Here is a 26,314-nt window from a genome sequence, read left to right as displayed (position 1 = left end):
GCGTATTTACGTCCGGGCCGGGCCACAACCGCATCGAAACGCTTCTCGATTAAACACCTGCATGTGTTTGCGTTCATCCAAACAAGTTGCATCATTCATCAATCACGAATCAGTTACAACGCGTTTGTTTCTTTTTATTTTCTTAGACGACGAAAGCGGTCCGGCTACAGAGGTTGAGGTTGGAAAATGGAGAGCAAAAATGGCGTATCAGCGCATTAATGGGACGTCCGGCAACGACAAGAAAGTTGGCACTGCGGCCAACGAGGCGTTCTACGGCGGCGCCGGCAATGACGACTTCGATGGCGCAGGCGGCACTGATACCGCGCTCTACACTGACCAGTCGTCGGACTTTACAATCTCCACCGTCAACGGCGTCACAATGGTCAAGCACCGTGACAACCAAGAAACCACCTGGGACGGCAACGACAAGCTGACCAACGTCGAGCGTCTCGAGTTCTCGGACAAAACCATCTTCTTGACCACCAACAAGGGTCCCGTGGCGGTAGCTGACGTGGCAACGGGTAAGGAGGACACTGGCATTGTCATCCAGGCATCAACCCTGCTGGCTAATGACAGTGATCCTGATGGCGACGATCTGGTCATCACTGGCGTAGGCGGTGCCACACATGGCAGCGTGGTGGTGTCTGCGGACAAGCAGACCATCACCTATACGCCTGACGCCAACTACTTTGGTGCCGCTGAGTTTAGCTACACAGTTAGCGACGCCATCAAGGGCGCCAGCGCCAATGATCTCCTGACCGCGACGGCGAAGGTTGGCCTCACGATCGCTGCGGTAAATGATGCCCCGGTGGGCTCCGCTACTGCGACGCTCTCGGCCGGCACCGAGGACACCGCTTATATCGTCAGCGCCGCCGACTTGCTCCAGGGCTTTAGTGACCTTGACGGTGACAAGCTTTCGGTGTCGGCTCTTGCAGCCAACCATGGGGCAGTGGCCGACAGCGGCAACGGCACCTACACCATTACGCCGACCGCGAATTATAATGGCTTGGTCGCCCTGTCCTACAACGTTATCGACGGCAACGGCGGCGTGATGGCGGCCAGCCAGAACTTCAATCTCGCAGCCGTAAACGACGCGCACACTGGCGGCGTGTCGGTATCAGGCACAGCGAAGGTCGGCGAGGTGCTCACTGCATCCAACACCCTCGCCGACGTGGATGGCCTTGGCGCTATCACTTACGAATGGTTCGCTGGGGCCACAAAAGTAGGAAGTGGTTCAACCTACACTGCGGTCGCTGCTGATGTAGGCACAGCCATTCACGCCCTAGCCACTTTTACCGACGGCGGCGGCACGCTGGAAAGCGAATCATCAGCCGCAACAGCAGCGGTGGAGGCTCTCCCAATCCAGTCGCTGATCGGCAAGAGCTTCACTGTCTCACTAGGCGTCGATCACAACAATCCGCTTTCCGCAAGTGCTGGCACAAAGTCAGGAACCATTGGCGACGGCGTTGAAGTTCAGGATTTCTGGTCTAACGGCGTATTTGATCTCGATGTATTCAAGTTCGATATTACGGGTGACGGCAAGGTCGCTATAGACGTCGGCGCCCAGCATAGTTTTTTTGGTGACTTCGGTATCCTGATGAAATTTGGTGCCGGATCTCCAAACGTTGCCGGCGCCCACATTGAATCGGAGACTGTTTCCGATCCGGCCTTCGATACCGCCTCGGTAAGCTATGGGTCCAACTACGCTTATCTTGATTTTTCAGCCGGAAGCAGCGCGAGCTTTCTGGCGGGACAGCAGATTCTGATAGACTTCGATTTTGCCTAATCTGTGGTTAGGACTTGAAGGACGGTGCGGAGCAATCCGCACCATCACCTTAATTAGCCTGCAAGGGTCATACAGACCAGCACTGCATTAGGCACCCAACACAACCCCGCAACGCTACGAGCCCCGTGCACGGGGGCACGTAGGGGCAGCTCGGGGGTGCATAGCCCCTCGATAGCTCGCCCCAACCCTATTGGGCACCGAGGCCCTTCAGGCGACAACAGGCCCTTCTGTAATCGGGTCGGTCAATCACCAGCGTGGTGGTCACGTCGTGGGTTCCTCGCTCTTGTTCGTGGTCGGCGTGGTGCCGCTACAGGCTACGGCCAGGCAAGCGGAGCCGACCAATCTAATAAGCGGGCTAGGCAGGTCGGCTGTGCTGAAGCGAAGCTTGGGTGGGGTTGCGGTAGGGTCAGGGCAGGCGAGCAGGAATGTTATGCATATTGCCTTTCCCCCCTCATCCTTCCTTTTTTAGTGGTTCGAAGCCAAGGCCAACTAGCAGGAGGAAGATTCACATCCGGCAGAGTCAAGCAGCTTCGCTAGCTGCCATTTCGTGGGGTGCCAAAGAGGCCAAGCATCAGTCTCAATCGGCGAATCGGTTGCCCTTCCCAATGTTGCAAACCTGACAAAGGACACGGAGGTTGCTCAGATCATCGGTTCCGCCCTTCGAAACCGGAATGACATGGTCGATATGCAGCACCGTGCCGGGATGCAGCTTCGGGCTTCTACCGCAGGCGTCGCAGGTGTAGTTCCGAGCATTGAGCAAGGCATACCGGACCTTGGGCCGCACTGGATCGCGTAGCCGCCCCATTCGAGCGCCTGTCAAAAACTGCGCCAGGGTGAGCCTTCCTTGCTTCCATTGCACGAAGGAGGCCAAGAAGGGCTTTAAAGCACCAAAGTGGTAATAGACTGCCCCGAATGAGATTCCGTCGTCGTGGATACGGGCATATTTTTTGAAGTCCTCTGCCGACGGTGGCCGCCCGCACCAACGCCAAATTCGCTCGACAGCCGCGATAATTTCTTCTTCTGAGTGCCGGGACGATTTCGTGCGGCCTGGAACTGCGATGCCAAGCTCCTGGAAGGCATCAAACCAAGAGCCGAAGTAGCGAGAGACGGCGGTTGGGCTGATCCTTCGCAGTCGCCAGTCTTTGAAGTTAGCCAGCGTGCGATCTGCAACACGGGTTGCTTTGGCGAATCGCCTAAGCTCGGCTTCGACATCTGCTTTCGTCGGCGCGTTGCGTTGCCGCGTTTCATGGTCCAGCCCGGCTCTTCGAAGAGCCTGTATCCAAGTGCCAAGCTGTGCGATGATTGTGTAGTGGTGAAATTGCCGCTTCGGCCAGTCGCGGTAGTTCAGCATTGTGCGGTCCCTCGGACCAAATTCGGCCCCGAAGGCGCGAAGGTCAGCCAGGAGCTCGGCGTCGGAATATCGCCGCCTGACAGCCGGGAAGCTGAATAGCTCGGCGTCCGTGACCGACTTTCCACCCGTAGAGGATGCGTTAAACAGGTCGGCCATATCGTCACGCTTCACCGCAACTGCCTTCTTAGGCATGACGTGACCCACCTCCGCTTGCACGACGGCGCCGCATCTGGCACCGCTTTCCGTGAGCGAGCAGGACTTCCGCACGAATCGCGCGCTTTTGCCAGCCCAAATCCGGGCTGGTCGCGGACTCTTGGATTGGTCGCGGACTCGTTTAGCTAAAGAGAGTGGCGTGTCGCTACGTGCACTCGTTGAACTTGAGTCTGGCCAAACCGCACGGCCTCAAAGTCGAACGCTTATGGCACTGACGGATGCGTTGACCGCGGCCGGTGTCGAATTCATCCCCGCAAACGGCGGTGGGCCCGGCGTGCGGCTGACGCGCGAAGCGGCGCTGCGGGAAGCGATGGCGATTATCAAGCGAGATTAGGCAGGCGCGCGACTTGAGCAAAGCTCGCCGCGTGGTCGTTAAGATCGCCCTTGGCGTGATAAGAGACGGCGTGCTGCATCTGCCAATGGCGTCGGGTAGCCTGGGGCTAAGGGTGGGGTGAGCTTCACATCCAGAGGCAGGGCCTGTTCGACGCCATGTTTCCAGAAGAACCGCAGTTCGGCCTCCTCGGCGTCAACGGTCACGGCATCGAACATCTGACGCAAAAGGCCGTTGACGCTTAGGCGATTAAGCGGCTGGCTTCTGAGTGCGTCCCGAAGTTGATGCGCTGCTCTTTGCAATCCGGGCCCAGCAGCAATGGCGCGCGCTTCAAGCGCCTTAAGCTGGGTGACAGCCTCCGCCCGCTCTGCTTCCAGCTTACGTAAGCGATCCCGCACAGCAGGTGACTGCGTTTCGATCAGTTCGCTTGTCGCTGATGCAATAAGGCGGTCAAGACCGATGATCCTCTGCTTGCAATCGAAGTAGGCTTCTTCCCATTCCGAGCCACCCGAAGGCACGCGCGCAAGGCTGTCGGCCCAATAAATCAGGGCGTCCTCAACTTCCGGCTGCGGCACACTTGCTCCTCCGCAAGCACCTTTTTTCGCGCGGACACAGGTAAGGCGCGGCTTGCCGCCTTTCGCCCCCTTACTAACTCGGGTCATGGTCGCGCCGCACAACGGGCAGCCCGCCAAACCAGCAAGCATACTTGCCGTCTCGCGGTTCGCAGTTCGTGTCGACGGCGCGCGACAGTTGAGGCGCGCCAGTCGAACTTGGCCGTGCAATGCGATGTCGACGATACTTGGGAAATATCCTTCAATCGGCTTATCGGGAACCCGACGCTTCGTTCCCCCAGTATAGTCTACCGTGTGCGGCACGAAGGTCCCGATGACCGCCGGGCTCTCGATGATCTTTGCCACGTAGCTTCGGTTCCAGAACTCCGCTTTTCTAGTCGTGTCACCGAAAGTCGGAATACACTCGGTATTCAGAGTTGCGGCGATTCCGTGGAGGCCGATACCGTCAGAAGCCATCTGGAAAATCCGCGCTACTACCTCCGCCCTTTGCGGAATAGGCACATATTGACGGGACACCGGGTCCAGCCGGAGCCAAGAGGGGCAACGGGCAGTCATCCCTACACCTGATGTAGCCCGCTGACGCTTGCCCTCCCACGCGGCCCTGAGGCGTCGGGATTTCATGGCACTCTCCTCATTCGCCCGAATGAAAGTGAGGAGGGCGATCAGGAGCGCCATGGGGTCGTTATCCAAAGCACCCTTATCGTAGGCCCGACCATCGTTCAGCGTGACGACGGTTACGCCTTGGTCGACAATATCTTCGAGGACACGAATCGCTTTCCGAGCAGCCTGCCTGCTGATTCGATCGAGGCTTTCTACCAGGAGGAACGATCCCGCCGGCACCAGTCCGTCGGCGACAGCCTGACGGAAATCGCCCAATCGTCCCGTCTCCGCATTCTTCCCACGGAACGCTGAGACGCCTAGATCGCGGAAGGTGAGGTCGCGGTCCAGTTCCAGCCGGTGCTGGATCGCATACGCCTCGGCAAGTGCAGCCTGCCGCCGGAAGCTGTCGCCCTTCATTTGCTCAGGGGTTGAGAAGCGAAGGTAGCTATAGGCCTTTGGAGTGGACATGAGTGGAAGCCTCCATGAACCGTAAGGTTGCATGGACCGGTTCTTATGTTCTTAACCTGTTGATGAGCGGCCCGCCCGGCGCCGGCAAATCCATGCTGGCGGCGCGGCTGGCAGGGCTGCTGCCCGACCTCTCGCCGGCCGAGGCGTTGGAGGTCAGCCTGGTGCATTCCATCGCCGGCTTGCTGCGCGGCGGCAGGCTGGTCGTGCGTCCGCCCTTCCGGGAACCGCACCACTCCGCCAGCCCGGCGGCGCTGATCGGCGGCGGCGGGCGCGCCAAGCCGGGCGAGATCAGCCTCGCGCATCACGGCGTCCTCTTCCTCGACGAATGGCCGGAATTCCCGCGTGCGGCGCTGGAGGCCCTGCGCCAGCCGATGGAGACCGGCCGCACCACGATCAGCCGCGCCAATGCGCATGTGACCTATCCGGCGCGATTCCAATGCATCGCGGCGATGAATCCCTGCCGCTGCGGCTATCTCGGCGATGCCGCTCGGGAATGCGGCCGGGCGCCGCGCTGCGGCGACGATTACCGCATGCGCCTCTCCGGCCCGCTGCTGGACCGGATGGACCTCGCCATCGAGGTGATGCCGGTTCCGGCCTCCGAACTGGCGCGCGCCCCGGCCGGCGAGACCAGCGCCGTGGTCGCGGCCCGGGTCGAGGCGGCGCGGCTGCGGCAGCGCGAGCGCTATGGGCCCGAGGGCCCGCGCTGCAATGCGGCGGCCGAGGGCACGGTGCTGGAACGCAGCCTCGCGGCCGACGGCCCTGCCCGGCAGCTCGCGGAACAGGCGGCGGAGCGGCTCCGGCTCTCGGCCCGGGGCTATACCCGGACCCTGCGGGTTGCGCGGACCATCGCCGATCTCGCCGGCAGCACCACGGTCCAGCGCGGCCATGTGGCGGAGGCGCTGGCCTTCCGGCATCGCGGCCCGGTTCCCGCAACCGCCAGCGGAGGCTAGAACCCGGGCTCCCCTCCGCGCCGGAGCATCATGGTCCGTCTTCTCTTCCTGCTCCTCTGCCTGGCTCTGCCGGCCCAGGCCCAGCGGCAGATGGTCGTCGCCGCGCATCCCATGGCGGCCGAGGCGGGCCTTGCCATGCTGCGGGCCGGCGGCAGCGCGATCGATGCCGCCATCGCCGCCCAAGCCATGCTGGCCCTGGTCGAGCCGCAAGCCTCCGGCCTCGGCGGCGGGGCGCTGATGCTGCATTGGGACGCAAACACCCGGCACCTCGCGGCCTGGGACGGGCGGGAGACGGCGCCGGCCGCGGCCGGGCCGGGCCTGTTCCTGCGCGACGGCCAGCCGATGGGCTTTTATGAGGCGGCAGTGGGCGGCCGCGCCGTGGGCGTGCCGGGCGCGATCCGCATGCTGGAAGCGGCGCATCGGCGCCATGGCAAGCTGCCCTGGGCGCAGCTTTTCGCCCCGGCCATCGCCGCGAGCGAGGCGGGCTTCCCCGTCACCGCCCGCCTCGCTGCCCAGGTCGCAGCGGATGCCGACAGGCTGCGGCGGGATCCGCAGGCGCGGGCCTATTTCCTGCCGGAGGGACGCCCGCTCGCCGAGGGCGCGCGGCTGCGCAACCCGGCCCTCGCCGCCACGCTCCGCGCCATCGCCGAAGGGGGGGCCGATGCCCTGCATCGCGGCCCGATCGCGGCCGAGATCGCCGGCGCCGTGCGCGGCCATGCCAATCCCGGGCTGCTGACCACCGACGACCTGGCCGGCTATGCGCCGATGGAGCGGGAGGCGGTCTGCGGGCCCTATCGCGGATTCACCATCTGCTCCATGCCGCCTCCGAGCTCGGGCGGCGTCGCGGTGCTGCAGATCTTCGGCCTGCTGGCGCATCAGGACATGCTGGTCGATCCGCGCGGGGTGGATGCGGCGCATCTGCTGGGCGAGGCGGGGCGGATCGCCTTCGCCGACCGCAACCGCTACCTGGCGGATGCGGATCATGTGCCGGTGCCGGTGCGGGGGCTGCTCGACCCGACCTACCTGACCATCCGCGCCCAGTTGCTGGACCGCGACCGCGCCCTGGCAGCGCCGAGGCCGGGCAACCCGCCCTGGCAGGGTGGCGCCCCCCTCGCCTCCCAGCCGCCGCAGCCGGAGCATGGCACCAGCCATCTCTCGATCGTCGATGCAGCGGGCAATGCGGTGGCACTGACCACCACCATCGAGGATGCCTTCGGCGCCCGCGTCATGGTGCGCGGCTTCCTGCTGAACAACGAGCTGACCGATTTCTCCTTCCTGCCGGAGGTCGAGGGCAGGCCGGTGGCGAACCGGGTGGGGCCGGCGAAGCGCCCCCGCTCCTCCATGGCGCCAAGCATCGTCTTCGGCCCGGATGGCCAGCCGGTGGTGGTGGTCGGCTCGGCCGGCGGATCGCGGATCATCGGCCATGTGGCGCAGACGCTGGTGGCGATGCTGGATTGGGGGATGGAGCCGCAGGCCGCCGTAGCCCTGCCTCGGGTCGGCGCGCTGAACGCGACGCTGGAGCTGGAGGCCGGGACCGGCGCCGCCGCCCTGGCCCCGGCGTTGGAGGCCCGCGGCTTCCCGGTGGAGGTGCGGGTGATGAATTCGGGCCTCACCGCCATCCGCCTGCTGCGTGGGCCGGAGGGGGTGCGGCTGCTCGGCGGGGCCGATCCGCGGCGCGACGGGGTTGCGTTGGGGGATTGAAACCATCGCGGAGGTGCCGCGTCCTGATCGCCGAACGAGAATGGGACCCCCGTCATGCGATTTGTCGCCCCCTTGCTGGCCCTCCTGATCGCCGGCCCGGCCTTGGCCGAGGAGACCAAGGAGATCGGCCATGTCAACACGGCCATCACCAATCTCGGCCTGACCCGCAGCCACCGGGTGGTGGTGGAGCGCTTCGACGACCCGGAGATCGCCGGCATCTCCTGCTATGTCAGCCAGGCGCGGACCGGCGGCGTCTCCGGCATGGTCGGGCTGGCCGAGGATCCGGCCCGCTTCGGCCTGTCCTGCATCAAGACGGGGCCGGTCACCGTCTCGGACAAGGCCCGCCGCGGCCAGCGCGGCGAGAATGTCTATGAGAGCAACACCAGCCTCTTCTTCAAGGAGACGCGGGTGCACCGCTTCCTCGACGAGGAGCGCGGTGTGGTCGTCTACATGGCCTGGTCCACCAAGCTGGTGGACGGTTCGCCCTATAACGCGGTGGCGGTGGTGCCCATCCGCTGATCCATCCCGGCCGGCCGCGGCGGGGGATCGCGCCCTTCCTCCACCGCATGGCAGGCGGTCAGGCTCTCCGGCGTGCCGCGGGCCGGCAGCAGCGCCGGCCGCTCCGCTTTGCAGCGGTCATTGGCCAGTGGGCAGCGCGGGTGGAAGGGGCAGCCGGAGGGCGGGTCGATCGGGCTCGGGACCTCGCCGCCCACCGGGATGCGCTGGCGGCCGGTCATGTCGAGATCGGGGATCGCCTCCATCAGCGCCCGCGTATAGGGATGGCGCGGGGCGGTGAAGAGCGTCTCCGCGGGTGAAAGCTCGACCAGCCGGCCGAGATACATCACCCCGATCCGGTCGCTGACCTGCCGCACCACCGAGAGGTTGTGGCTGATGAACAGATAGGTCAGCCCCAGCCGCTGTTGCAGATCCTTCATCAGGTTCAGGATCTGCGCCTGCACCGAGACATCGAGCGCGCTGGTCGGTTCGTCGCAGACGAGAAAGTCGGGGTTGGAGGACAGCGCCCGGGCGATCGAGATGCGCTGGCGCTGGCCACCCGAGAATTCATGCGGGAACTTCTCCCCATCCGCCGGCGAGAGGCCGACCTGGGTGAGGAGCCGGCCGACCATCTCCTGCTGCTCGGCCGCGCCCTTCACCAGGCCGAAGGCGCGGATCGGCTCGGCGACGATGTCCTTCACCCGCCAGCGCGGGTTGAGCGAGGCATAGGGGTCCTGGAAGATCATCTGCATGCGCCGCCGTTGCTCGGCGACGGCACGGGCGCGTTCCAGCTCAACCCCCTCGAAGAGGACGCGGCCACGGCTCGGCCGGTAGAGGCCGACGACGAGCCGCGCCACGGTCGACTTGCCGCAGCCGCTCTCGCCGACCAGGGACAGGGTGGTGCCCTTTGGAATATCGAAGGAGACGCCGTCCACGGCGCGCAGCGTCCGCCGCCCCTCCCCCGCCAGCACGCGCTGGAGCCAGGGGCGGGAGACGTCGAAGGTCTTGGCGAGATCCTCGACCTCGAGGACGGGCGTCTCAGCCATGGCGCATCGCCTCCGGCGCACGCTTCTCGGAAGCCGGGTCGTAGAGCCAGCAGGCGGCGCGCGTTCCCCCGGCCTCGAGCAGCACCGGCCGTTCCACGCGGCAGCGGCCGAAGACCTCCGGGCAGCGCGGGTTGAAGGCGCAGCCCGGCGGGATGGCCGAGAGGCGCGGCATGGAGCCGTCGATCTGCGCCAGCTTCTCCACCCGGCGGTCGAGCGGCGGGATGGAAGCCATGAGACCGCGCGTATAGGGGTGCTTGGGGTGCTTCACCACCTCCCGCACCGGGCCGATCTCGGCGATGCGGCCGGCATACATGACGGCGACGCGGTCGGCCGTCTCGGCGATCACGCCCATATCGTGGGTGACGAGCATCATGGAGGTGCCCTTGTCCCGGGCCAGCCCCTTCAGCAGGGTGATGACCTGGGCCTGGATGGAGACATCGAGCGCGGTGGTCGGCTCATCGGCGACGATCAGCTTCGGCTCTGCGCAGAGGGCCAGCGCGATGACCACGCGCTGGCGCATGCCGCCCGAGAATTCATGCGGGTAGCTGTCCACCCGCTGCGCGGCGGCCGGGATGCCTACCTGTTCCAGCCAATGGACGGCGCGCCGCCGCGCCTCGGCGGCATCGAGGCCGAGATTGCTCTGGATCGTCTCCACCAGCTGCCGCCCGACGGTGTAGAGCGGGTTCAGCGTGGTCAGCGGGTCCTGGAAGATGGCGCCGATTTCCCGGCCGCGGATGCGCCGCATCTGCTCATAGGGCAGATTGTCGATCCGCTTGCCGTTCAGCCGGATCTCGCCGCCGGCGATGCGGCCCGGCGGCTCCAGCAGGCCGATAATGGCGGCGCCGGTCATGGATTTGCCCGCGCCGGACTCGCCCACCATGCCGAGCACCTCGCCCGGCGCGATGTCGAAGGAGACGCCATCCAGCGCGGTCAGGGTGCCGCGACGGGTCGGGAATTCGACCCGGAGGTCGCGGACTTCGAGCAGCGGGGCCATCAACGGAGCCTCGGGTTCAGCGCATCGCGCAGCCAATCGCCGAGCAGGTTCACCGACAGGACCATGACGATCAGCGCGATGCCGGGAAAGACCGCGATCCACCACTCCCCGCTCATCAGGAAGTCGTTGCCGATGCGGATGAGGGTGCCGAGCGAGGGCTGGGTCTGCGGCACGCCGGCGCCGAGATAGGACAGCGTCGCCTCGGAGATAATCGCGTTCGACAGACCCAGGGTGGCGATGACCAGTACCGGGCCGAGCACGTTCGGCAGCACATGGGTCAGCATGATCCGCGCCTGGGAGATGCCGATCACCCGGGCGGCCAGGACATATTCCTTGTTGCGCTCCACCAGGGTCGAGCCGCGCACGGTGCGGGCGAATTGCGGCCAGGCGCTGATGCCGATGGCGAAGATGACGACAAACAGGGCAACCCGGTCATGCACCGCCGGCGGCAGCGCCGCCCGCGCCACGCCATCGACCAGCAGCGCGATCAGGATGTTCGGGAAGGTGAGCTGGATATCGGCGATGCGCATCAGCAACCCATCCACCGCCCCGCCGGCATAGCCGGCGAGCAAGCCGACCGCGACGCCGACCAGCATGGCGAAGACGACCGAGCAGATGCCCACCAGCAGCGAGACCCGCGCGCCATACATGATGGCCGAAAGGATGTCCCGCCCCTGGTCGTCCGAGCCGAGCAGGTAGGCAGCGTCGCCCTCTGCCGCCCAGGCCGGCGGCTTGAAGGCATCGATCAGGTTCAGCGTCGCCACGTCGAAGGGATCATGCGGCGCCAGGAAGGGCGCGAAGGCGGCGCCGAGGATGCAGACCAGCGCCACCACCGCCGAGGCGATGGTGACAGGCGAGCGCCGGAAGGACCACCAGAGGTCGCTGTCCAGCATGCGGGCGATGGCGGCGGCCATGGCTCAGTGCCCCCGCGCCGCGCCGCCGCCGACGCGAAGCCTCGGATCCACGGCGTAGTAGAGCAGGTCCACCACAAGGTTGATGGTGACGAAGACGAGGGCGATGAGCATCAGATAGGCTGCCATGACCGGGATATCGGCGGAGTTGACCGACTGGATGAAGAGCAGGCCCATGCCCGGCCACTGGAACACCGTCTCCGTCACGATGGCGAAGGCGATGATCCCGCCAAGCTGCAGCCCGGCGACGGTGATGACCGGCACCAGCGTGTTCTTCAGCGCATGGCCGAAATGGATGACCCGGTTGGCGAGGCCCCGGGCGCGGGCGAATTTGATGTAGTCGGTGCGCAGCACCTCCAGCATCTCCGCCCGGACCAGCCGCATGATGAGCGTGAGCTGGAACAGGCCGAGGGTGATCGAGGGCAGGATCAGCGCCTTGAGGCCGGAGGCGGTCAGCAATCCGGTGCTCCACCAGCCGACCTGCACCGTATCGCCCCGGCCGAAGCTCGGCAGCCAGCCGAGCCAGACGGAGAAGACCAGGATCAGCAGGATGCCGATCAGGAAGGTCGGCAGCGAGACCCCGATCAGGCTGAAGGTCAGGAACAGCCGGCTGAGCCAGGAATTGCGGTAGAGCCCCGTATAGACCCCCATCGGCACGCCGATGCAGATCGAGACCAGCGCGGCGCAGAAGGCGAGTTCCAGCGTCGCCGGCGCGCGCTCGGCGATCAGCTCCGCCACCGGGCGGGACAGCCGGTAGGACAGGCCGAATTCGCCGTGCAGCGCATTCCAGAGGAATTTGGCGAATTGCACGAAGAAGGGCTGGTCGAGCCCGAGGCTTGCCACCAGCGCCTGGCGTTGCGCCTCGGTGAAGTCCTGGCCGAGCATGATCGCCACCGGATCGCCGACATAGGCGAACATGGCGAAGCTGATCAGCGCCACCACCGCCATCACGGGCAGGGCCTGCAGGATTCGGGAGATGACGAAGGCGAGCATGCGGGGGGACCGTCCCTGGGCGGATCGCGCCCCTATAGGCCGCAGGCCCCTGCCGCGAAAGGGTGTTAGCCGGATGTTCCGGCCGGCTTCGACCCTTCCGTTGCCCAGTCCTTGAGCAGGGTATAGCCGACGGCGAGCAGGACCGGCCCCAGGAACAGGCCGAGGAAGCCGAAGGCGAAGACCCCGCCGAGCGCCCCGAGCAGGGTCAACAATAGCGGCAGGTCGGCGCCGCGGGAGATGAGCCAGGGCCGGATCACATTATCCGCGCTGCTGATGCCGAAGGCGCCGTAGAGGCCGAGGAAGACGGCCCAGCCGGTCGAGCCCTGGCTGAACAGCCAGAGGGTCGCCGGAATCCAGACCAGCGGCGCCCCGACCGGCATGATGGAAATGACGCCGGCCACGACGCCGAGCAGCACCGGCCGCGGCACGCCGGCGATCCAGAGGCCGAAGCTCGTCATGATCCCCTGCACCACCGCCGTGCCGAGCAGCCCATAAACCACGCCCCGGGTCACATCGCCGGTCAGCGCCACCAGGTGGCGGGTCCGGTCGCCGGCCAGCCGCTCCAGCGCCTGCTCGGCCCGGAGCGCAATCGCCGGCCCGTCGCGGTAGAGGAAGAAGGCGAGGAAAATGGCGACCAGCACTTCGGCCAGGCCGGACAGCACGGCGAGCAGCACCGAGAGCGCATTCTGCGCCAGCGTTCCGGCATAGGGGCTGAGCAGGTCGGTCAGGCCGGAGAAGCCGAAATCCACCCCTTCGAGGTAATGGCCGAGATAGCCACCGATCAGCGGCAGATTGCCGAGCCAGGTGCCGAGGCCCGGCATGCCCTGGGTGAGGAAGGTCTCGACCGCCCGCCGCAGCCCCTCGATATCCTCCCGCCGGGTGGGCGTGGCGAAGACCAGCGGCAGGCCGATCAGCAGGAATTCCAGCAGCACCATCACCCCGGCGGCCAGCCCGGGCGAGAGCCGGGTGCGCTCCCGCAGGACCCTGTAGGCCGGCCAGGTGGAGTAGACCAGGATCGCCGCCCAGAGCAGCGCCGAGAGGAAGGGCCAGAGCACCAGCAGGCACCCGACCGCCAGCGCCAGGGCGGCGAGCAGGCCGAGCAGCGCGACCGGGGTGAAGGCTTCGGGTGGGATGCGTCGCTCCGTCATGCCCCCAGCGTATCATCCGCCGCGCTACAGCGCATGCCCGGCAGGACTGACCAGCGGGCCTGTAGCCAGGGCGGCCGGCTCTGAGTAGCGTGCGCGCCGAAAGCCTGCCGGGGGGGGACCATGCCGCGCTTCGCCGCCAACCTGTCGATGATGTTCAACGAGGTGCCCTTCCTCGACCGCTTCGCCCGGGCCCGGGCGGCGGGCTTCGAGGCGGTGGAGTTCCTCTTTCCCTACGACTTCCCGGCGGCGGAGATCGCGACCCGGCTGAAGGATAACGGCCTCTCCCAGGTGCTGTTCAACGCCCCGCCCGGCGACTGGGCGAAGGGCGAGCGCGGCCAGGCGGCGCTTCCCGGCCGGCAGGCCGAATTCCGCGAGGGCGTCCGGAAGGCCCTCGACTACGCCACCACCCTCGCCTGCCCGCGCCTGCATCTGATGGCCGGGCTGGTCCCCGCCGGCATGGCGCGCGACACGATGCTCTCGGTCTATGCCGCCAACTTGGCCTGGGCGGCGGAGGAATGCGGCAAGGCCGGGGTGCTGCCGGTGATCGAGCCGATCAACCACCGTGACATCCCGGGCTTCTTCCTCAACACCACGGATGAGGCGGCGGCGATCATCGCCGCGGTCGGCGGGCCGTCGAAGCTCGGCCTGCAATTCGACCTCTATCACTGCCAGATCACCGAGGGCGATCTGGTGAAGACCGCGGAGCGGCAGATGCCGCTGATCGCGCATATGCAGGTGGCCGACAATCCGGGCCGCAACGAGCCGGGCACCGGCGAGGTGAACTGGCCCTTCGTCTTCCAGGCGATCGACCGGCTCGGCTTCCAGGGCTGGATCGGCTGCGAATACCGGCCCGCCGGCGAGACCGAGGCCGGGCTCGGCTGGTTCGCCCCCTACAAATCCTGACCAGCAAGAAGGATCAGCCGGATATGAAGATCGGCTTCATCGGCCTCGGCATCATGGGCAAGCCCATGGCCGGGCATCTGAAGACTGCGGGCCACGAGATCATCGTGCCGGAGCGGCGGAGCCTCGATGCCGAGTCGCGCGCGGCCTTCACCGTTGCCGCCGACGCCGCCGCCGTCGCCAAGGCGGCCGAGGTCATCATCCTGATGGTGCCCGATACCCCGGATGTCGAGGCGGCGCTGTTCGGCCCGGGCGGCGTGGCGGCGGGGCTGTCCGCCGGCAAGCTGGTGATCGACATGTCCTCGATCAGCCCGACCGCGACCAAGACCTTCGCCGGGAAGGTCAATGCCCTCGGCTGCGACTATCTCGACGCCCCGGTCTCGGGCGGCGAGGTCGGCGCCAAGCAGGCCAGCCTCACCATCATGGTGGGTGGCGAGGAGAAGGCCTTCGAGCGCGCCAAGCCGCTGTTCGAGGCGATGGGCAAGAACATCACCCTGGTCGGACCGAACGGTGCCGGGCAGACGACGAAGGTCGCCAACCAGATCATCGTCGCCCTGACGATCGAGGCGGTGGGCGAGGCGCTGGTCTTCGCCAGCAAGGCCGGCGCCGATCCGGCCAAGGTGCGCCAGGCGCTGATGGGCGGCCTCGCCACCTCCCGCATCCTCGAGCTCCATGGCGAGCGGATGATCAAGCGGACCTTCAATCCGGGCTTCCGCATCGTCCTGCACCAGAAGGACCTCAACCTGGCCCTGACCTCGGCCAAGGAGCTGGGCGTGGCGCTGCCGAACACTGCCTCGACGCAGCAGCTCTTCTCGGCCTGCATCGCCGCCGGCGGCGGGCAGCTCGACCATTCCGGGCTGGTGAAGGCGCTGGAGGTGATGGCGGCGCATCCGGTCGCGGCCGAGCCTGGCTGACGCGCATGGGGCCGCAGGCGAACGGCCCGCGGCCCCATGAAGAAGCGTTGCAATGATCTCAGTTACTTGATTTCGGCATCGGTGCGCGGCAAGCTTTTGCGCGTTCCGTCATCGGCGTGAGATATCTTCTCAAAAAGCTAACCATTTCAGGTCCAGATGGCGCGGCCAAAATGGCAAGGCATTGAGACGTCTCGGAGGCGACTATGCGGTTTGCGGATATCGGGCAGCAATTGCGGGCCTACCGGCTGGAATCCGGCCTGCGGGCAGAGGAAATCGCCGCCCGCCTGGGCGTCTCCCGTGCTGCGCTCTACCGCTATGAGAAGGGCGAGGTCATCAAGCTGGATACGATCCGGCGGCTGGCCGAACTGCTGAAGATTTCCCCGCTGTCGCTGCTCGGGATCGGAGTCGAGTATTTTTCCCGTCCCGTCGCCTTTCAGGAACGGCTTCGCCAGGTCGAGGAACAGGCCGACCAGATCCTGATGGTCGGCGGTGCGCTCTGCTACCAGGTCTCCACCGAAGCCTTCGAAGGCGCCCTGGCCGAGGCCTGGACCGAGGCGGCCGATGCTGCGCCCGACCGGGTGCCGGCGCGGGCCATGGCCGATCAGGCGCTCGGCCTGCTGGCGGCGCGGAAGAAGGTCCACCAGCAGCGCCGGCCGAACATCATCGGCATCCTCTCCGAAGGCGCGCTCCGGCGCTTCCTGCAGGATGGCGTCGCCGCCGGCATCCCATTGCCGGAGCGCAGCCGGTCCCGCTGCCGCGCCGCCGCGCTGACCGAGGCGGAAAGCATTGCCAATCTGATGGAAAGCGTCCCCATCGGCCTCCAGCTCGGCCTGACTGCCGGGCCCGACCCTTCGGGCAATTTCATCGTGCTGCGCGGCCGCGACCGCGCGCATGTGGTCGGCAGCCCCTTCCCGCCCGATGCGCCGCCCACCGCCGGCCTCGGCGTCGCCATGATCACTGCGGCGGATGAGGCGATTTCCGTCCATCAGCGGGTCGCCGAGACGGCCTGGCGCGATGCGCTGAAGGGCAGCACCGCCGCGGCGCGGGTGCGGGAGCTGATCGCGGCGACCCGCGCCGAACAGGGCTAGAGAAGAAGGCGCGCCTCCATCACCTCCTCCTCCTCGGGGGAGCGGCGGAGGCTGAAGCCGAGTCGGCGGACGAATTCCAGCATCGGCCGATTCTCGGTGAGGACCTGGCCGGCGATTTCCGTCACGCCCGCCTCGCGGCCCCATTCGAACAGCCGCTCCATCAGGTGCCGGCCGAGGCCCTGCCCCTTCATCGCCTTGGCGACGATCACCGCGAATTCCGCGGCCGGCGCCATCGGGTCCCGGATCAGCCGCGCCACGCCCTGGATCGCCCCGTCCGCGGTGCAGCCGACAAAGGCCATTTCCCGGTCGTAGTCGATCTGGGTGAGGCGGGCGGTGAGCACCGGCGAGAGCTCCTTCAGCGGCGAGAAGAAGCGGCGGCGGATATCCTCGGGGTCGAGGCGGCGGAAAGCCTCGGCCAGGGCCGCGGCATCCTCGGGCCGGATGGGGCGAATCTCCAGCACCTCGCCGGAGCGCAGGCGGAAGGGCCGGGCCAGCTCCGCCGGATAGGGCGGGATCGACAGCTCCCCCACCTCGCCCTGCGGCCGCAGGGTCAAGGCCGCATCCACCGCCAGCACGCCATCCGCATCGGCGAAAAGCGGGTCGATGGTAAGGCCGGCGATCTCGGGGAAATCGACGGCAATCTGGGACAGCCGCACCAGAGCCTCCGCCACCGCGCCATGGTCGGCGGGCCGGCGGCCGCGGAAGCCGGCGAGCAGGCGGGCGGCGCCGGATCGGGCGATCAGCTGATGCGCCAGCGCGAGGTTCAGCGGCGGCAGGTCCAGCCCCTCCTCGCCGGCCACGGCGGCGAAGCTTGCGCCGGGGCCGAAGCCGATCCAGGGGCCGAACATCGCCTCCTCGCCAAGGCGGAGTCGCAGCTCCAGCGCCCGGGCGGCCTGGCGCTGGACCAGCAGCCCTTCGATCCGCGCGCCGGGCCGGGCGGCCGGGATGCGGGCCAACATCGTCTGGGCTGCCGCCCGCACCGCCTCGGCGCTGGCCAAGCCGGCGACGACGCCGCCGATCTCGCTCTTCATAGGGATGTCGGGGCTCAGCACCTTCACCACCACCGGGAAGCCGAGCATGGCGGCGGCGGCCGCTGCCTCTTCCGGCCCGGCGGCGCGGCGGCCGGGCACGGCGGGGATGCCATAGGCGGCCAGCAGGCCTAGCCCCTCCTCCACCGTCAGGGCCAGCCGCCCGGCGGCACGGGCGCCGGCCAGGATCCGGCGGGCCGCGGCGCGGTCGGGCGCCAGTTCCAGCACCTCGCGCGAGGGCAGCTCGGCCGCCGCCGCCCGGTTGCGCCGATCGGCCGCGAGATGCAGTGCGCCGCGCGCCGCCGCCTCGGGCGTGGCGAAGACGGCGAGGCCGGCCTCCGCCATGGCGCGGCGCTGCCGGCCCGCGGTCGCCTGGCCGACCCAGCCGACCAGGATCGGTGCCGCCCGCCCGCCGCCGGCCCGGGCGGCGGCGATCATCGCCTCGGCCGCGGCATCGGCGGCATCGGGCGGCGCCTCGCCGGGCGCGGGGGCATGCAGGGCGAGGACCGTATCCACCTCCGGCAGCCCGGCCAGCATGGCGGCGGCCTCGGCCAGGCGCGGACCGGCCAGCGGGCCGAGGGAGAGCGGGTTGCCCACCACCCAGCCGGAAGGCATCAGCACCTGGAAGGCGGCCAGGGATTCAGGCCGAAGCCTGGCCAGCGTGCCGCCCCCGGCGATTACCGCATCGGCGGCGAGATGGCCGAGCCCGATGCCATTGGTGACGATCCCGATCCGCGTCGCCGGCGGCTCCCCCTGCGGGCCAGGGGCCGCCGGGCGCAGGCGGACGCGGCCCAGGGTCTCGGTGGCGGCGAGCAGATCCTCGAGCCCCGCCAGGCGCAGCACGCCGGCGCGGCGCAACGCCGCCTCCATCACCGCATCATCGAGGCCGCTGGCATCCGCGGTCCGCCCGCCGGCGCGGATCGCCATCACCGGCCGGGTGCGGGCGGCGGCGCGGGCGGCGGAGATGAAGGCACGGCGATTGCGCACCCGGCGCAGGTCGAGCAGCACCGCCCCCGTCGCCGCATCCCGCGCCAGCCAGTCGAGGCTGGCGGCAAAGCCGAGCGTGGCATTGCCGCCGATGCCGATGACATGGCTGAAGCCCAGCCGCTCCGCCGCCGCCCAGTCCAGCACGGCGCGGGCGAGCGCGGCGGATTGGGTGACCAGGGCCAAACGCCCGGTCGCCGGCGCGATATGCGAGAGCGAGGCGTTCAGCCCGATCGCCGGAATGCAGAGGCCGAAACTGCCCTGGCCAAGGGCGCGCACTCCGGTCCGGGCGGAGATGGCGCCGAGGTCAGGCGCCGGGCCGGGGATGATGGCGGCGTGGCAGCCGCGCCGGGCCAGCGCCGCCATGGTCGGCTCCAGCGCCGCGGGCGGCAGGCAGAGCACCGCGAGGTCGGGGGCCTCCGGCAGGGCTTCGACCGACTCGACCGGGCGCAGCCCCAGCGCCTCGATGCCTATGGCCCAGGCATTGCCGCGGAAGCCACCGGCGGCGATGTTCGCGGCGAGGATCGGCGCTTCCGGCTGCACCGGGTCGCCGATCAGGACCAGGCTGCGGGGCCGGAAGAGGGCCGCCGGATGATAGCCTTTGACGAGGCTGCGCGGCAGGGTTGTCGGCATGGTGCGGCGCAGGATGGACCGGGCCCGGCCGGGCGGCAACCATGCGCCACCCAGGACAGGAGAGGCAGGATGGACCCGCGGCTGGATCCGGAGATGGCAGCCTTCAACGCAATGATGGAGCAGCGCGCCGCCGCCCTGCCGCCGATTTGCCTGGAATTGCCCTTTGACCGGCCGCGCGCCCTGACCGAGGCGCTGAACGTCCCGCTCTCCGCCGGCGGGCCGGCGCCGGCCGTGAGCGAGGATCGCTGGCTGCCGGTGCGCGGCCGGCGCATCCAGTGCCGCGTCCACCTGCCTGCCGGACCCGGGCCGCATCCGGTGCTGCTCTATCTGCATGGCGGCGGCTGGGTCTGGAACAGCATCGACACCCATGACCGGCTGATGCGCGAATATGCCGTCGCGGCCGGCTGCGCGGTGATCGGGCCGGATTACGCGCTGAGCCCGGAGGCGGTCTTCCCCCAGGCGCTCGAGGAATGCGAGGCGGTGCTGCGCTGGATTGCCGCCGAAGGTGCGGCCTGGGGGCTCGATCCGGGGCGGATCGTGGTCGGGGGCGACTCCGCCGGGGCCAACCTCGCCACCGGCCTCGCCCTCTCGCTGCGGGATGGCGGGGCACCGGTGCCGTTGCGCGGGCTGCTGCTGAATTACGGGGTCTATGACTGCCGCTTCGACCGGCCGAGCTACCGCGAATTCGCCACCAGCTACGGCCTGACCGAGGAGCGGATGCGCTTCTACTGGAGCGTCTATGCACCGCGCCCCTCCGACCGGCTCAACCCTGTGGCGGCGCCGATCCGCGCCGATCTCCGTGGCCTGCCGCCCTGCCTGATGCATATCGCCGAGCTCGACGTGCTGGTGGATGAGAACCACGCCATGGCGGCGCGGCTGCAGGCGTCCGGGGTGCCGCTGGAGACGGCGCTCTTTCCCGGCACGGTGCATGGCTTCCTGCGTGCCCTTGGCCATGTCGGCGCCGCGGACCGATCCGTTGCCACCGCCGCCGCCTGGCTGTGTGCTAGACTTGGATCGGCATGATTCAGGACATCCTCTTCGAACAGGTAACGCCGCCGCCGCGGCACCGCCCGGCACTGCCCGATCCGCACGGCCCCGGCTGCTTCTACAGCCGCAGCGTCCCGTTGCCGGCCGCCACCATGGCCGGGCGCATCCAGCTCATGCTGCCGCCCGACCTGCCGCCGGGCCAGAGCGTCACGGCCGAGATCCTGGGTCAGGAGGGCGAGGTGCTCGCCACCGTAAGCTGGCCGGTCGCGGCGGAGACGCCCGAGGCCGCCGACCACCTGATGATGGCCTTCACGCTGGAAGCGCCGCAGCGGGTGACGCTGCGGCTGACCGCCTCCACCCGCGCCGGCAGCTTCTATTTACGGGCGGCCAAATTGCAGCGGGCGGTGCCGGGGCAGGCGCTGGACTGGTCGGGGACGCATGGGCGGCTGAATCTCTGGCCGCTGGATCGCATCCGCTTTGTCATGGTCGGCAATAGCGGCATCTGCACCGCCTCCTGCCTGCATTGCCCGACCAACAAGCCCTGGCTCCCGGTGCCGCGGGGCGAGGTGATGGCGGAGGCGATCTTCGAGCGGCTGGCCGAGGGGCTCGCCACCTGTGGCCTGCCGATCGGCGGCATCGGCTTCGGCCTGTTCGGCGACCCGCTGATCGACCGCCGCCTGGCCGAGCGCATCCGCCGGCTGAAAGCCCTCCTGCCCGGGGTCCCGGTGACGGTCAGCACCACCGGCGCCGCCTTCGTGCCCCGCCAGGCGCCGGTGGTCGAGGCGGTGGATTCCATCGGGGTGCATGTCGAATCCCTGGTCCCCGAGACCTATGAGGCGCTGATGGCGCCGCTGCGCTTCGCCGAGGTGATCCCCCGGGTCGAGCGGCTGGTGGCGCTGGCCGGGCCGAAGGCGATCCTCGCCCTGCCGGTCCACCAGCGGAACCGGGCGGAGATCGCCGATCTCGAAGCCTGGTGGCGGCGGCTCGGTGGCGGTGGGGTGGAGCATCAGTCCTTCACCAACCGCGCCAATCTCGACCCGGCGGTGACGGCGCTGCATCTCTCGCCGGTGACGGGGGCCTGCACCCAGGATCTCGCCTATGACCTGATCGTCGATTGGGATGGGCGGGTGCTGACCTGCTGCAACGACTTCGCCAAGCGCAGCAATCTCGGCTCCCTGGCGACGGCGCCGCTGGACACGATCCTGGCCGATGCGCGGCGGGAGAGGCTGTTCCGCCAGCTCCGCCACCGCGACTGGCAGCAGATCGAGGGCTGCCGGACCTGCCTGTTCGACGATCCCGCGGCGACCCAGGCCGCGGCCGCAGCCTCCCGCGCCGAGGCTCAGGCGAGAAGCCTGGCCATCGCCACCGCATCGGGGCCGTAGCTGGCGAGCGCCGGGCCGGCCGCCCCGGGCAGCGGCCGGAAGCCCTGTCGGGCCCAATAGGCATCCTTCCCATCGACCGCGACCAGGGTCGCCCGCCGGAGGCCTCGGCCTTCGGCATCGCGCAGCAAATCCGCGACGAATGCCGCCGCATGGCCGGCCCCCTGCATCCCGGGTTCGAGGGCGATGTCGTGCAGGTGCAGCGCGTCCGGCGACGCCGGAAGGGCGCCGAGCAGCGTGTCGAGCGGCGGCGGCGGCGCGCCGGCCCAGGGATGCGCGACCGCATAGCCCCGACCCTCGCCCAGCACCCAGCACCCCTCCGGCGCCAGGGCCAGGCGTTCGGCGAAGACGGCGGGGGATTCGGGGTGATGCGGATGCAGCGCCGCGGCCAGGGCCAGGACGGCGGGCAGGTCCGCGTTGGTCATCGGGCGCCAGCGCATGCCGCTGCGGATAGCGCGAAGCCGGGCGGCATGCGAGGCTTCCCGCCATGATCCAGCCCGGCCCGCGCAACCTCATCACCGATGTCGAAGGCATCCTCGTCGGCAATGCCGAGGACCATCGGGTTCGCACCGGCACCACCGTGATCTACCCGGCCGAGCGCTGCGCCGCCGCCGCCGATGTGCGGGGCGGGGCGCCCGGCACGCTGAATATCGACGCGCTGGATCCGGCGAGCCTCGGCAATACCGTCGATGCGATCGTGCTCTCCGGCGGTTCGATGTACGGGCTGGATGCGGCGGGGGCGGTGGTGGCGGTGCTCGGGTCACGCGGGCGGGGCGTCGTCTTCGGCGGGGCGACCGTGCCGGTGGTGCCGGGGACGATCCTGTTCGACCTGATGAATGGCGGCGACAAGGCTTGGGGCGAGACGCCGCCCTATGCCGCGCTCGGCCGGACGGCACTGGCCTCAGTGGGCGAGGAATTCGCGCTGGGCAATGCCGGGGCTGGGGTCGGCGCCCGGGCCGGGCGGGTGAAGGGCGGGCTCGGCAGCGCCAGTTGCGTGACCGCGGATGGGGTGCAGGTCGGCGCGCTGGTCGCGGTGAACAGCTTCGGCAGCACGGTCATGCCCGGCAGCCGGCATTTCTGGGCTTGGCCTTACGAGATGGGCACGGAATTCGGCGGCCTCGGCGCCCCCTCGCCGGGCTGGCGGCCGGATCCGGAGATGCCGCTGCCGCTCGGCTCGGCGCTGAACCCGATGGCCAATACCACCATCGCCGTGGTGGCGGTGAATGCGGCGCTGTCGAAGGGGGAGCTGCAACGGCTGGCGATCATGGCGCAGGACGGGCTGGCGCGGTCGATCCGGCCGATCCACACCCCCTTCGATGGGGACAGCGTCTTCGCCCTGGCGACCGGGCGGATTCCGCTCAGCGGCCCGGCCATGCTCGCACGGCTCGGCCATCTGGCGGCGGAGACCCTGGCGCGGGCGGTGGCGCGTGGGGTCTATCACGCAACGGCGGTGGGCGATCGGCCGGGCTGGTGCGACCTCGGGGAGGACGGGACCGTCGCCGCCTAGTAGACCAGCTTGCTCAGCGCCACCTCGATGGCAAGGACGAAGCCGGTGAAATAGGCCGCGGCGGCGGCGTAAGTGGCAGCCTCACCGACGTGGTCGGTGGCGGCATGGGCGATGGCACGCATGATTCGATCTCCTGGTCCGGGGCCGACCCCATGGGTTGACCGCTTGGGCCGGCCTTGCTTGGCCAGGAAGATCGTGCCGCCCATGGCGAAAGGCCAAGCCGGAGTCCGGATGGCCGCCATCCATGTGGTGGATGGTCAGCCCCCGGCCAGGGCCCGCTTCGCCACCTCGGCCAGGAAGCCGCTCGCCGCCGGCAGGATGGCGTCGTTGAAGTCATAGGCGGGGTTGTGCAGCTCGCAGCCGCCCTCGCCCGGGCCATTGCCGATCCAGACGAAGGCGCCGGGGACTTCCTTCAGGAAGAAGGAGAAATCCTCCCCGGTCATGGCCGGAGCCATGTCACGGCGCAGCGGGGTCACCGCCGCGGCAGCGGCGGCCGCCAGTTCCCGCTCGGCCGGATGGTTGACGGTCGGCTCGACGCCGATGCGGAACAGCACCTCGGCCTCCAGCCCGAAGGTGGCGGCGATGCCGGCAGCGACGCGGCGGATGCCGGCCTCGATCGCCTCACCGGTCGCCGGCAGCAGCCAGCGGGCGGTGCCCTTGAGCACGGCGCGGTTCGGGACCTGGTTCTGCGCCTCGCCGGCCTCGGCCACGGTGACGCTGACCACCGCCGCCTGCATCGGGTCGATATTGCGGGCGACGATCGATTGCAGGGCGACGATGGCGTGGCCGGCGCCGAGCATCGGGTCGCGCGTCAGATGTGGCAGGGCGGCATGGCCGGCATGGCCGGTGAAGGCGATCTCGAACCGGGCGCCGGCGGCCATGACCGGCCCCTCATGCACGGCCACGGTCCCGGCCTCCAGCCCCGGCCAGTTGTGCCAGCCGAAGATGCGCTCCATCGGGAAGCGCTGGAACAGCCCGTCGGCGATCATCGACCGGGCACCGCCGCCGCCCTCCTCGGCCGGCTGGAAGACCAGCTGGACGGTGCCGGTCCAGTTCGGATCCTGCATCAGCAGCGCGGCGGCACCGAGTAGCGCCGTGGTATGCCCGTCATGCCCGCAGGCATGCATCACGCCGGGGATGGTGGAGCGATAGGGCAGCGACTCGTTCTGCTCCTGGATCGGCAGTGCATCCATGTCGCCGCGCAGCCCGACCGAGCGGTTGGAGCCCCCGGCCCCGCGGCGGATCGTGCCGACCACGCCATGGCCGCCGACACCTTCAGTGACCTCGATCCCCATTTCCTTGAGCCGGGCGGCGACGAAGGCGGCGGTCTCCCCTTCGTTCAGGGTCAATCCGGGATGCGCATGCAGGTGGCGGCGCCAGGTGGTGAGCGTATCGGCGAGGGCTTGATCCATGAAAGAACCCTAATCCGCCCTATCTGCCGAGGGAACCCTGGCATAGGAGGATGCTTTCGCCCCCGTGTTGTCCCGCTTGCGCTCCATCCTCCTGCTCCTGGCCCTGCTCGCCGCCTCGCCCGCCCTGGCGCAGGATGGCGATCCGGCCACCCTGCCCTATCGGGTCGAGATCGCGCCGACCGGCGACAGCCGGCTCGACGCCGCCCTCCGCGCCGTCTCGCAGCTCGTCGCGCTGCAGGACCAGGCGCCGACCAGTGCCGGCGGCGTGCTGGGACGCGCCGAGGGCGACCGGGAGCGGCTGCAGCAGGCGCTGCAATCCGAGGGCTATTGGGGCGGCGTCGCCCGGATCACCCTGGCTGGCCTGCCGCTCGGCAATCCTGATCTGCCGATCCGATTGGAAAACCCGCCCGAGCGGCCGGTGCCGGTGCGGATCACGGCCGAGCCGGGCACGCCCTATCGGATCGGCAGCATCTCCATCCGCGCCACCACCCCCGCCGAGCAGCCGTCTATCAACCAGGTGCTGGCTACCCCGATCGGCATCGCGCCAGGCGATGTGGCGCGGGCCGAGCCGGTGCTGACCGCCGAGCGGACCATGCTCGACCGGCTGCTGGCGGCCGGCCATCCCCTGGCGAGCCAGGCGGGGCGGGAGACCCTGGTCGATCATGGCAGCAAGACCATGGAGATCGCCTGGCGCTTTGCCCCCGGGCCGGTCGCAACCTTCGCCCCGCCACAGGTGGAAGGCGCGGTACGGGTCGATCCCGATTTCCTCCGCCGCCAAGCCGGGCACATGACCGGCGACATCTACAGCCCCGAGCGGCTGGAGAAACAGCGGCAGGAGCTGATGGCGCTCGGCCCCTTCGGCTCGGTGCGGGCGCGGGCGGCGGAGCGGCTGGATGCCGAAGGCCGGCTGCCCGTCACCTTCACCGTCGCCGAGCGGGCCCGGCATGCGGTGGGCGCGACCGCCGCCTATGAGACCAATTACGGCCCCTCGATCCGGGTCTATTGGGAACACCGCAATCTTTTCGGCGGCGCCGAGCGGCTGCGGCTGGAGGGCGAGGTGGCGCGGATCGGCACCGGCGGCGGCGTCGACCAGATGACCTACCGCACCGCCGCCACCTATCGCAGCCCCGGCATCTTCGGCCGCGACCTGACCCTCGTCGCCACCATCGGCGCGCTGCGGGAAAGGCTGGAAGCCTATGACCGGGACGCCCTCGCCGCCTCCATCCTGTTCGAGCGGCGGCTGAGCGACCAACTCACGGTCCGCGCCGGGCCCATGGCGGAATTCGGCTCGATCGGGCCACCGGACGGCAAGCTGAGCCCCTACCAGATCGTAGGCGTCCTGTTCGGCGCCCGCTATGACGGGACGGACAGCCTTCTCGACCCGTCCAAGGGCTGGCGAGCGGATGGGACTGTCACCCCCTCCTACAGCCTCCGCGAGAGTGAGCCCTTCCTGCCGGTGCGGATCACCGGCAGCACCTATTGGGATGTGTTCGGCGACCGGCGGAGCATCCTCGCCGTCCGCGGCACGCTCGGCTCCCTGATGGGGTCGGGCCGGGGCAGCGTGCCGCGTCATATGCGCTTCTATGCCGGCGGCGGCGGCTCGGTGCGGGGCTTCGACTACCAGTCGATCGGGCCACGGGATGAGCGCAACAAGCCCTCGGGCGGCGCCAGCCTTCTCGAAGCCAGTGTGGAATGGCGGCAGCGGGTCTGGGGCGATATCGGCGGAGTGGTCTTCGTCGATGCCGGCACGGTCGGCACCGGGTCGCTGCCCGATACCTCCAACCTCCGGGTCGGGGCAGGGCTCGGCCTCCGCTATTACACCCCCATCGGGCCGATCCGGGCGGATGTCGCCCTGCCCGTGATCCGGGAGCCGAATTCCTCCGGCTACGGCCTCTATGTCGGCATCGGGCAGGCCTTTTAGCC

General features: G+C 68.8%; 22 protein-coding genes and 1 pseudogene. 12 read left to right on the top strand and 11 right to left on the bottom strand.

Features of this window, described 5'->3' with window-relative positions; genetic code table 11:
• The first annotated feature begins 61 nt into the window (after positions 1-61).
• Positions 62-1,786 carry a cadherin-like domain-containing protein gene (locus tag JMJ55_RS16615; RefSeq protein WP_202826698.1) on the top strand — a complete coding sequence of 575 codons (1,725 nt, stop codon included), beginning with the start codon at positions 62-64 and terminating at the stop codon, positions 1,784-1,786.
• A gap of 577 nt (positions 1,787-2,363) precedes the next feature.
• On the opposite strand, the gene JMJ55_RS16610 is transcribed toward JMJ55_RS16615, so the two are convergent.
• Positions 2,364-3,329 (bottom strand): homing endonuclease associated repeat-containing protein, encoded by a 966-nt coding sequence (locus tag JMJ55_RS16610; RefSeq protein ID WP_202826697.1) that lies wholly within the window; start codon positions 3,327-3,329, stop codon positions 2,364-2,366.
• 52 nt (positions 3,330-3,381) lie between these two features.
• Between JMJ55_RS16610 and JMJ55_RS31625 the strand changes: the two genes are divergently transcribed.
• Positions 3,382-3,684 (top strand): helix-turn-helix domain-containing protein, encoded by a 303-nt coding sequence (locus JMJ55_RS31625; protein WP_328702672.1) that lies wholly within the window; start codon positions 3,382-3,384, stop codon positions 3,682-3,684.
• A 38-nt stretch (positions 3,685-3,722) separates the two neighbouring features.
• Here JMJ55_RS31625 and JMJ55_RS16600 read toward each other — a convergent pair whose 3' ends face one another.
• A complete protein-coding gene (locus JMJ55_RS16600) occupies positions 3,723-5,321 on the bottom strand; it encodes a recombinase family protein (RefSeq protein ID WP_407927543.1) in 1,599 nt (532 codons plus the stop codon).
• A gap of 53 nt (positions 5,322-5,374) precedes the next feature.
• Here JMJ55_RS16600 and JMJ55_RS16595 point away from each other — a divergent pair.
• The 3 genes and pseudogenes from JMJ55_RS16595 to JMJ55_RS16585 all read left to right on the top strand — a co-directional run.
• Positions 5,375-6,271 (top strand): annotated as a pseudogene (locus JMJ55_RS16595) (YifB family Mg chelatase-like AAA ATPase); the annotation flags it as partial.
• 30 nt (positions 6,272-6,301) lie between these two features.
• Entirely contained in the window at positions 6,302-7,972 is a 1,671-nt protein-coding gene (gene ggt, locus JMJ55_RS16590) for a gamma-glutamyltransferase (RefSeq protein ID WP_202826694.1), read from the top strand.
• A 54-nt stretch (positions 7,973-8,026) separates the two neighbouring features.
• A complete protein-coding gene (locus JMJ55_RS16585; RefSeq protein WP_202826693.1) occupies positions 8,027-8,491 on the top strand; it encodes a CreA family protein in 465 nt (154 codons plus the stop codon).
• On the opposite strand, the gene JMJ55_RS16580 is transcribed toward JMJ55_RS16585, so the two are convergent.
• The 5 genes from JMJ55_RS16580 to JMJ55_RS16560 all read right to left on the bottom strand — a co-directional run bounded on the left by JMJ55_RS16580 (position 8,458) and on the right by JMJ55_RS16560 (position 13,559).
• Positions 8,458-9,513 (bottom strand): ABC transporter ATP-binding protein, encoded by a 1,056-nt coding sequence (locus JMJ55_RS16580; RefSeq protein ID WP_202826692.1) that lies wholly within the window; start codon positions 9,511-9,513, stop codon positions 8,458-8,460. The genes JMJ55_RS16585 and JMJ55_RS16580 overlap by 34 nt on opposite strands.
• Positions 9,506-10,507, bottom strand: coding sequence for an ABC transporter ATP-binding protein (locus tag JMJ55_RS16575; RefSeq protein ID WP_202826691.1), 1,002 nt, complete (start codon positions 10,505-10,507; stop codon positions 9,506-9,508). The genes JMJ55_RS16580 and JMJ55_RS16575 overlap by 8 nt, the downstream gene beginning before the upstream one ends.
• Positions 10,507-11,421, bottom strand: a complete 915-nt coding sequence (locus tag JMJ55_RS16570; RefSeq protein WP_202826690.1) for an ABC transporter permease — start codon at positions 11,419-11,421, stop codon at positions 10,507-10,509. Before JMJ55_RS16570 ends, JMJ55_RS16575 begins: the two co-directional genes overlap by 1 nt.
• A gap of 3 nt (positions 11,422-11,424) precedes the next feature.
• The gene (locus JMJ55_RS16565; protein WP_202826689.1) at positions 11,425-12,411 is read right to left on the bottom strand and encodes an ABC transporter permease; all 987 of its coding nucleotides are present in this window, start codon (positions 12,409-12,411) and stop codon (positions 11,425-11,427) included.
• 65 nt (positions 12,412-12,476) lie between these two features.
• On the bottom strand, positions 12,477-13,559 hold the full coding sequence (locus JMJ55_RS16560) for an AI-2E family transporter (RefSeq protein WP_202826688.1): 1,083 nt from the start codon (positions 13,557-13,559) through the stop codon (positions 12,477-12,479).
• A gap of 120 nt (positions 13,560-13,679) precedes the next feature.
• On the opposite strand from JMJ55_RS16560, the gene otnI reads away from it, so the two are divergent.
• The 3 genes from otnI (at position 13,680) to JMJ55_RS16545 (ending at position 16,461) form a co-directional block, all read left to right on the top strand.
• Positions 13,680-14,462: a 2-oxo-tetronate isomerase gene (otnI, locus tag JMJ55_RS16555; protein WP_202826687.1), complete on the top strand. Its 783-nt coding sequence runs from the start codon at positions 13,680-13,682 to the stop codon at positions 14,460-14,462.
• A 23-nt stretch (positions 14,463-14,485) separates the two neighbouring features.
• Positions 14,486-15,373, top strand: coding sequence for a 2-hydroxy-3-oxopropionate reductase (locus tag JMJ55_RS16550; protein ID WP_202826686.1), 888 nt, complete (start codon positions 14,486-14,488; stop codon positions 15,371-15,373).
• Positions 15,374-15,576: 203 nt separating this feature from the next.
• Positions 15,577-16,461 (top strand): helix-turn-helix domain-containing protein, encoded by an 885-nt coding sequence (locus tag JMJ55_RS16545; RefSeq protein WP_202826685.1) that lies wholly within the window; start codon positions 15,577-15,579, stop codon positions 16,459-16,461.
• Here JMJ55_RS16545 and JMJ55_RS16540 read toward each other — a convergent pair.
• A complete protein-coding gene (locus JMJ55_RS16540; RefSeq protein WP_202826736.1) occupies positions 16,458-19,106 on the bottom strand; it encodes a bifunctional acetate--CoA ligase family protein/GNAT family N-acetyltransferase in 2,649 nt (882 codons plus the stop codon). The genes JMJ55_RS16545 and JMJ55_RS16540 overlap by 4 nt on opposite strands.
• 69 nt (positions 19,107-19,175) lie before the next feature.
• Between JMJ55_RS16540 and JMJ55_RS16535 the strand changes: the two genes are divergently transcribed.
• On the top strand, positions 19,176-20,129 hold the full coding sequence (locus JMJ55_RS16535; RefSeq protein WP_202826684.1) for an alpha/beta hydrolase fold domain-containing protein: 954 nt from the start codon (positions 19,176-19,178) through the stop codon (positions 20,127-20,129).
• The gene (locus JMJ55_RS16530) at positions 20,126-21,475 is read left to right on the top strand and encodes a radical SAM/SPASM domain-containing protein (protein ID WP_202826683.1); all 1,350 of its coding nucleotides are present in this window, start codon (positions 20,126-20,128) and stop codon (positions 21,473-21,475) included. The genes JMJ55_RS16535 and JMJ55_RS16530 overlap by 4 nt, the downstream gene beginning before the upstream one ends.
• Here JMJ55_RS16530 and JMJ55_RS16525 read toward each other — a convergent pair.
• Positions 21,433-21,897: a GNAT family N-acetyltransferase gene (locus tag JMJ55_RS16525; protein ID WP_236033764.1), complete on the bottom strand. Its 465-nt coding sequence runs from the start codon at positions 21,895-21,897 to the stop codon at positions 21,433-21,435. The genes JMJ55_RS16530 and JMJ55_RS16525 overlap by 43 nt on opposite strands.
• A gap of 62 nt (positions 21,898-21,959) precedes the next feature.
• On the opposite strand from JMJ55_RS16525, the gene JMJ55_RS16520 reads away from it, so the two are divergent.
• Positions 21,960-22,979 (top strand): P1 family peptidase, encoded by a 1,020-nt coding sequence (locus JMJ55_RS16520; RefSeq protein ID WP_202826681.1) that lies wholly within the window; start codon positions 21,960-21,962, stop codon positions 22,977-22,979.
• Here the strand turns inward: JMJ55_RS16520 and JMJ55_RS31620 are convergent.
• Together JMJ55_RS31620 and JMJ55_RS16515 are read right to left on the bottom strand one after the other, a co-directional pair.
• The gene (locus JMJ55_RS31620; RefSeq protein WP_268885324.1) at positions 22,976-23,101 is read right to left on the bottom strand and encodes a hypothetical protein; all 126 of its coding nucleotides are present in this window, start codon (positions 23,099-23,101) and stop codon (positions 22,976-22,978) included. The two genes, JMJ55_RS16520 and JMJ55_RS31620, sit on opposite strands and share 4 nt — an antisense overlap.
• A gap of 135 nt (positions 23,102-23,236) precedes the next feature.
• On the bottom strand, positions 23,237-24,391 hold the full coding sequence (locus JMJ55_RS16515) for an amidohydrolase (RefSeq protein WP_202826680.1): 1,155 nt from the start codon (positions 24,389-24,391) through the stop codon (positions 23,237-23,239).
• Between the two features lie 64 nt (positions 24,392-24,455).
• Between JMJ55_RS16515 and JMJ55_RS16510 the strand changes: the two genes are divergently transcribed.
• Positions 24,456-26,312: an autotransporter assembly complex protein TamA gene (locus JMJ55_RS16510; RefSeq protein WP_202826679.1), complete on the top strand. Its 1,857-nt coding sequence runs from the start codon at positions 24,456-24,458 to the stop codon at positions 26,310-26,312.
• The last annotated feature ends 2 nt before the right edge of the window (positions 26,313-26,314 follow it).

The organism is Belnapia mucosa, assembly GCF_016775475.1.
Classification (GTDB): Bacteria; Pseudomonadota; Alphaproteobacteria; order Acetobacterales; family Acetobacteraceae; genus Belnapia; species Belnapia mucosa.
The sequence above is the reverse complement of the archived record's forward strand: the minus strand, read 5'-3'. Positions and strand labels throughout refer to the sequence as shown.

Bases quoted from the DNA above. Each gene is read 5' to 3' on its own strand.
- JMJ55_RS16615 (WP_202826698.1), top strand. From the start codon at position 62: ATGTGTTTGCGTTCATCCAAACAAGTTGCATCATTCATCAATCACGAA.
- JMJ55_RS16610 (WP_202826697.1), bottom strand. From the start codon at position 3,329: ATGCCTAAGAAGGCAGTTGCGGTGAAGCGTGACGATATGGCCGACCTG.
- JMJ55_RS16600 (WP_407927543.1), bottom strand. From the start codon at position 5,321: ATGTCCACTCCAAAGGCCTATAGCTACCTTCGCTTCTCAACCCCTGAG.
- ggt (WP_202826694.1), top strand. From the start codon at position 6,302: ATGGTCCGTCTTCTCTTCCTGCTCCTCTGCCTGGCTCTGCCGGCCCAG.
- JMJ55_RS16585 (WP_202826693.1), top strand. From the start codon at position 8,027: ATGCGATTTGTCGCCCCCTTGCTGGCCCTCCTGATCGCCGGCCCGGCC.
- JMJ55_RS16580 (WP_202826692.1), bottom strand. From the start codon at position 9,513: ATGGCTGAGACGCCCGTCCTCGAGGTCGAGGATCTCGCCAAGACCTTC.
- JMJ55_RS16575 (WP_202826691.1), bottom strand. From the start codon at position 10,507: ATGGCCCCGCTGCTCGAAGTCCGCGACCTCCGGGTCGAATTCCCGACC.
- JMJ55_RS16570 (WP_202826690.1), bottom strand. From the start codon at position 11,421: ATGGCCGCCGCCATCGCCCGCATGCTGGACAGCGACCTCTGGTGGTCC.
- JMJ55_RS16565 (WP_202826689.1), bottom strand. From the start codon at position 12,411: ATGCTCGCCTTCGTCATCTCCCGAATCCTGCAGGCCCTGCCCGTGATG.
- JMJ55_RS16560 (WP_202826688.1), bottom strand. From the start codon at position 13,559: ATGACGGAGCGACGCATCCCACCCGAAGCCTTCACCCCGGTCGCGCTG.
- otnI (WP_202826687.1), top strand. From the start codon at position 13,680: ATGCCGCGCTTCGCCGCCAACCTGTCGATGATGTTCAACGAGGTGCCC.
- JMJ55_RS16550 (WP_202826686.1), top strand. From the start codon at position 14,486: ATGAAGATCGGCTTCATCGGCCTCGGCATCATGGGCAAGCCCATGGCC.
- JMJ55_RS16545 (WP_202826685.1), top strand. From the start codon at position 15,577: ATGCGGTTTGCGGATATCGGGCAGCAATTGCGGGCCTACCGGCTGGAA.
- JMJ55_RS16540 (WP_202826736.1), bottom strand. From the start codon at position 19,106: ATGCCGACAACCCTGCCGCGCAGCCTCGTCAAAGGCTATCATCCGGCG.
- JMJ55_RS16535 (WP_202826684.1), top strand. From the start codon at position 19,176: ATGGACCCGCGGCTGGATCCGGAGATGGCAGCCTTCAACGCAATGATG.
- JMJ55_RS16530 (WP_202826683.1), top strand. From the start codon at position 20,126: ATGATTCAGGACATCCTCTTCGAACAGGTAACGCCGCCGCCGCGGCAC.
- JMJ55_RS16525 (WP_236033764.1), bottom strand. From the start codon at position 21,897: ATGACCAACGCGGACCTGCCCGCCGTCCTGGCCCTGGCCGCGGCGCTG.
- JMJ55_RS16520 (WP_202826681.1), top strand. From the start codon at position 21,960: ATGATCCAGCCCGGCCCGCGCAACCTCATCACCGATGTCGAAGGCATC.
- JMJ55_RS31620 (WP_268885324.1), bottom strand. From the start codon at position 23,101: ATGCGTGCCATCGCCCATGCCGCCACCGACCACGTCGGTGAGGCTGCC.
- JMJ55_RS16515 (WP_202826680.1), bottom strand. From the start codon at position 24,391: ATGGATCAAGCCCTCGCCGATACGCTCACCACCTGGCGCCGCCACCTG.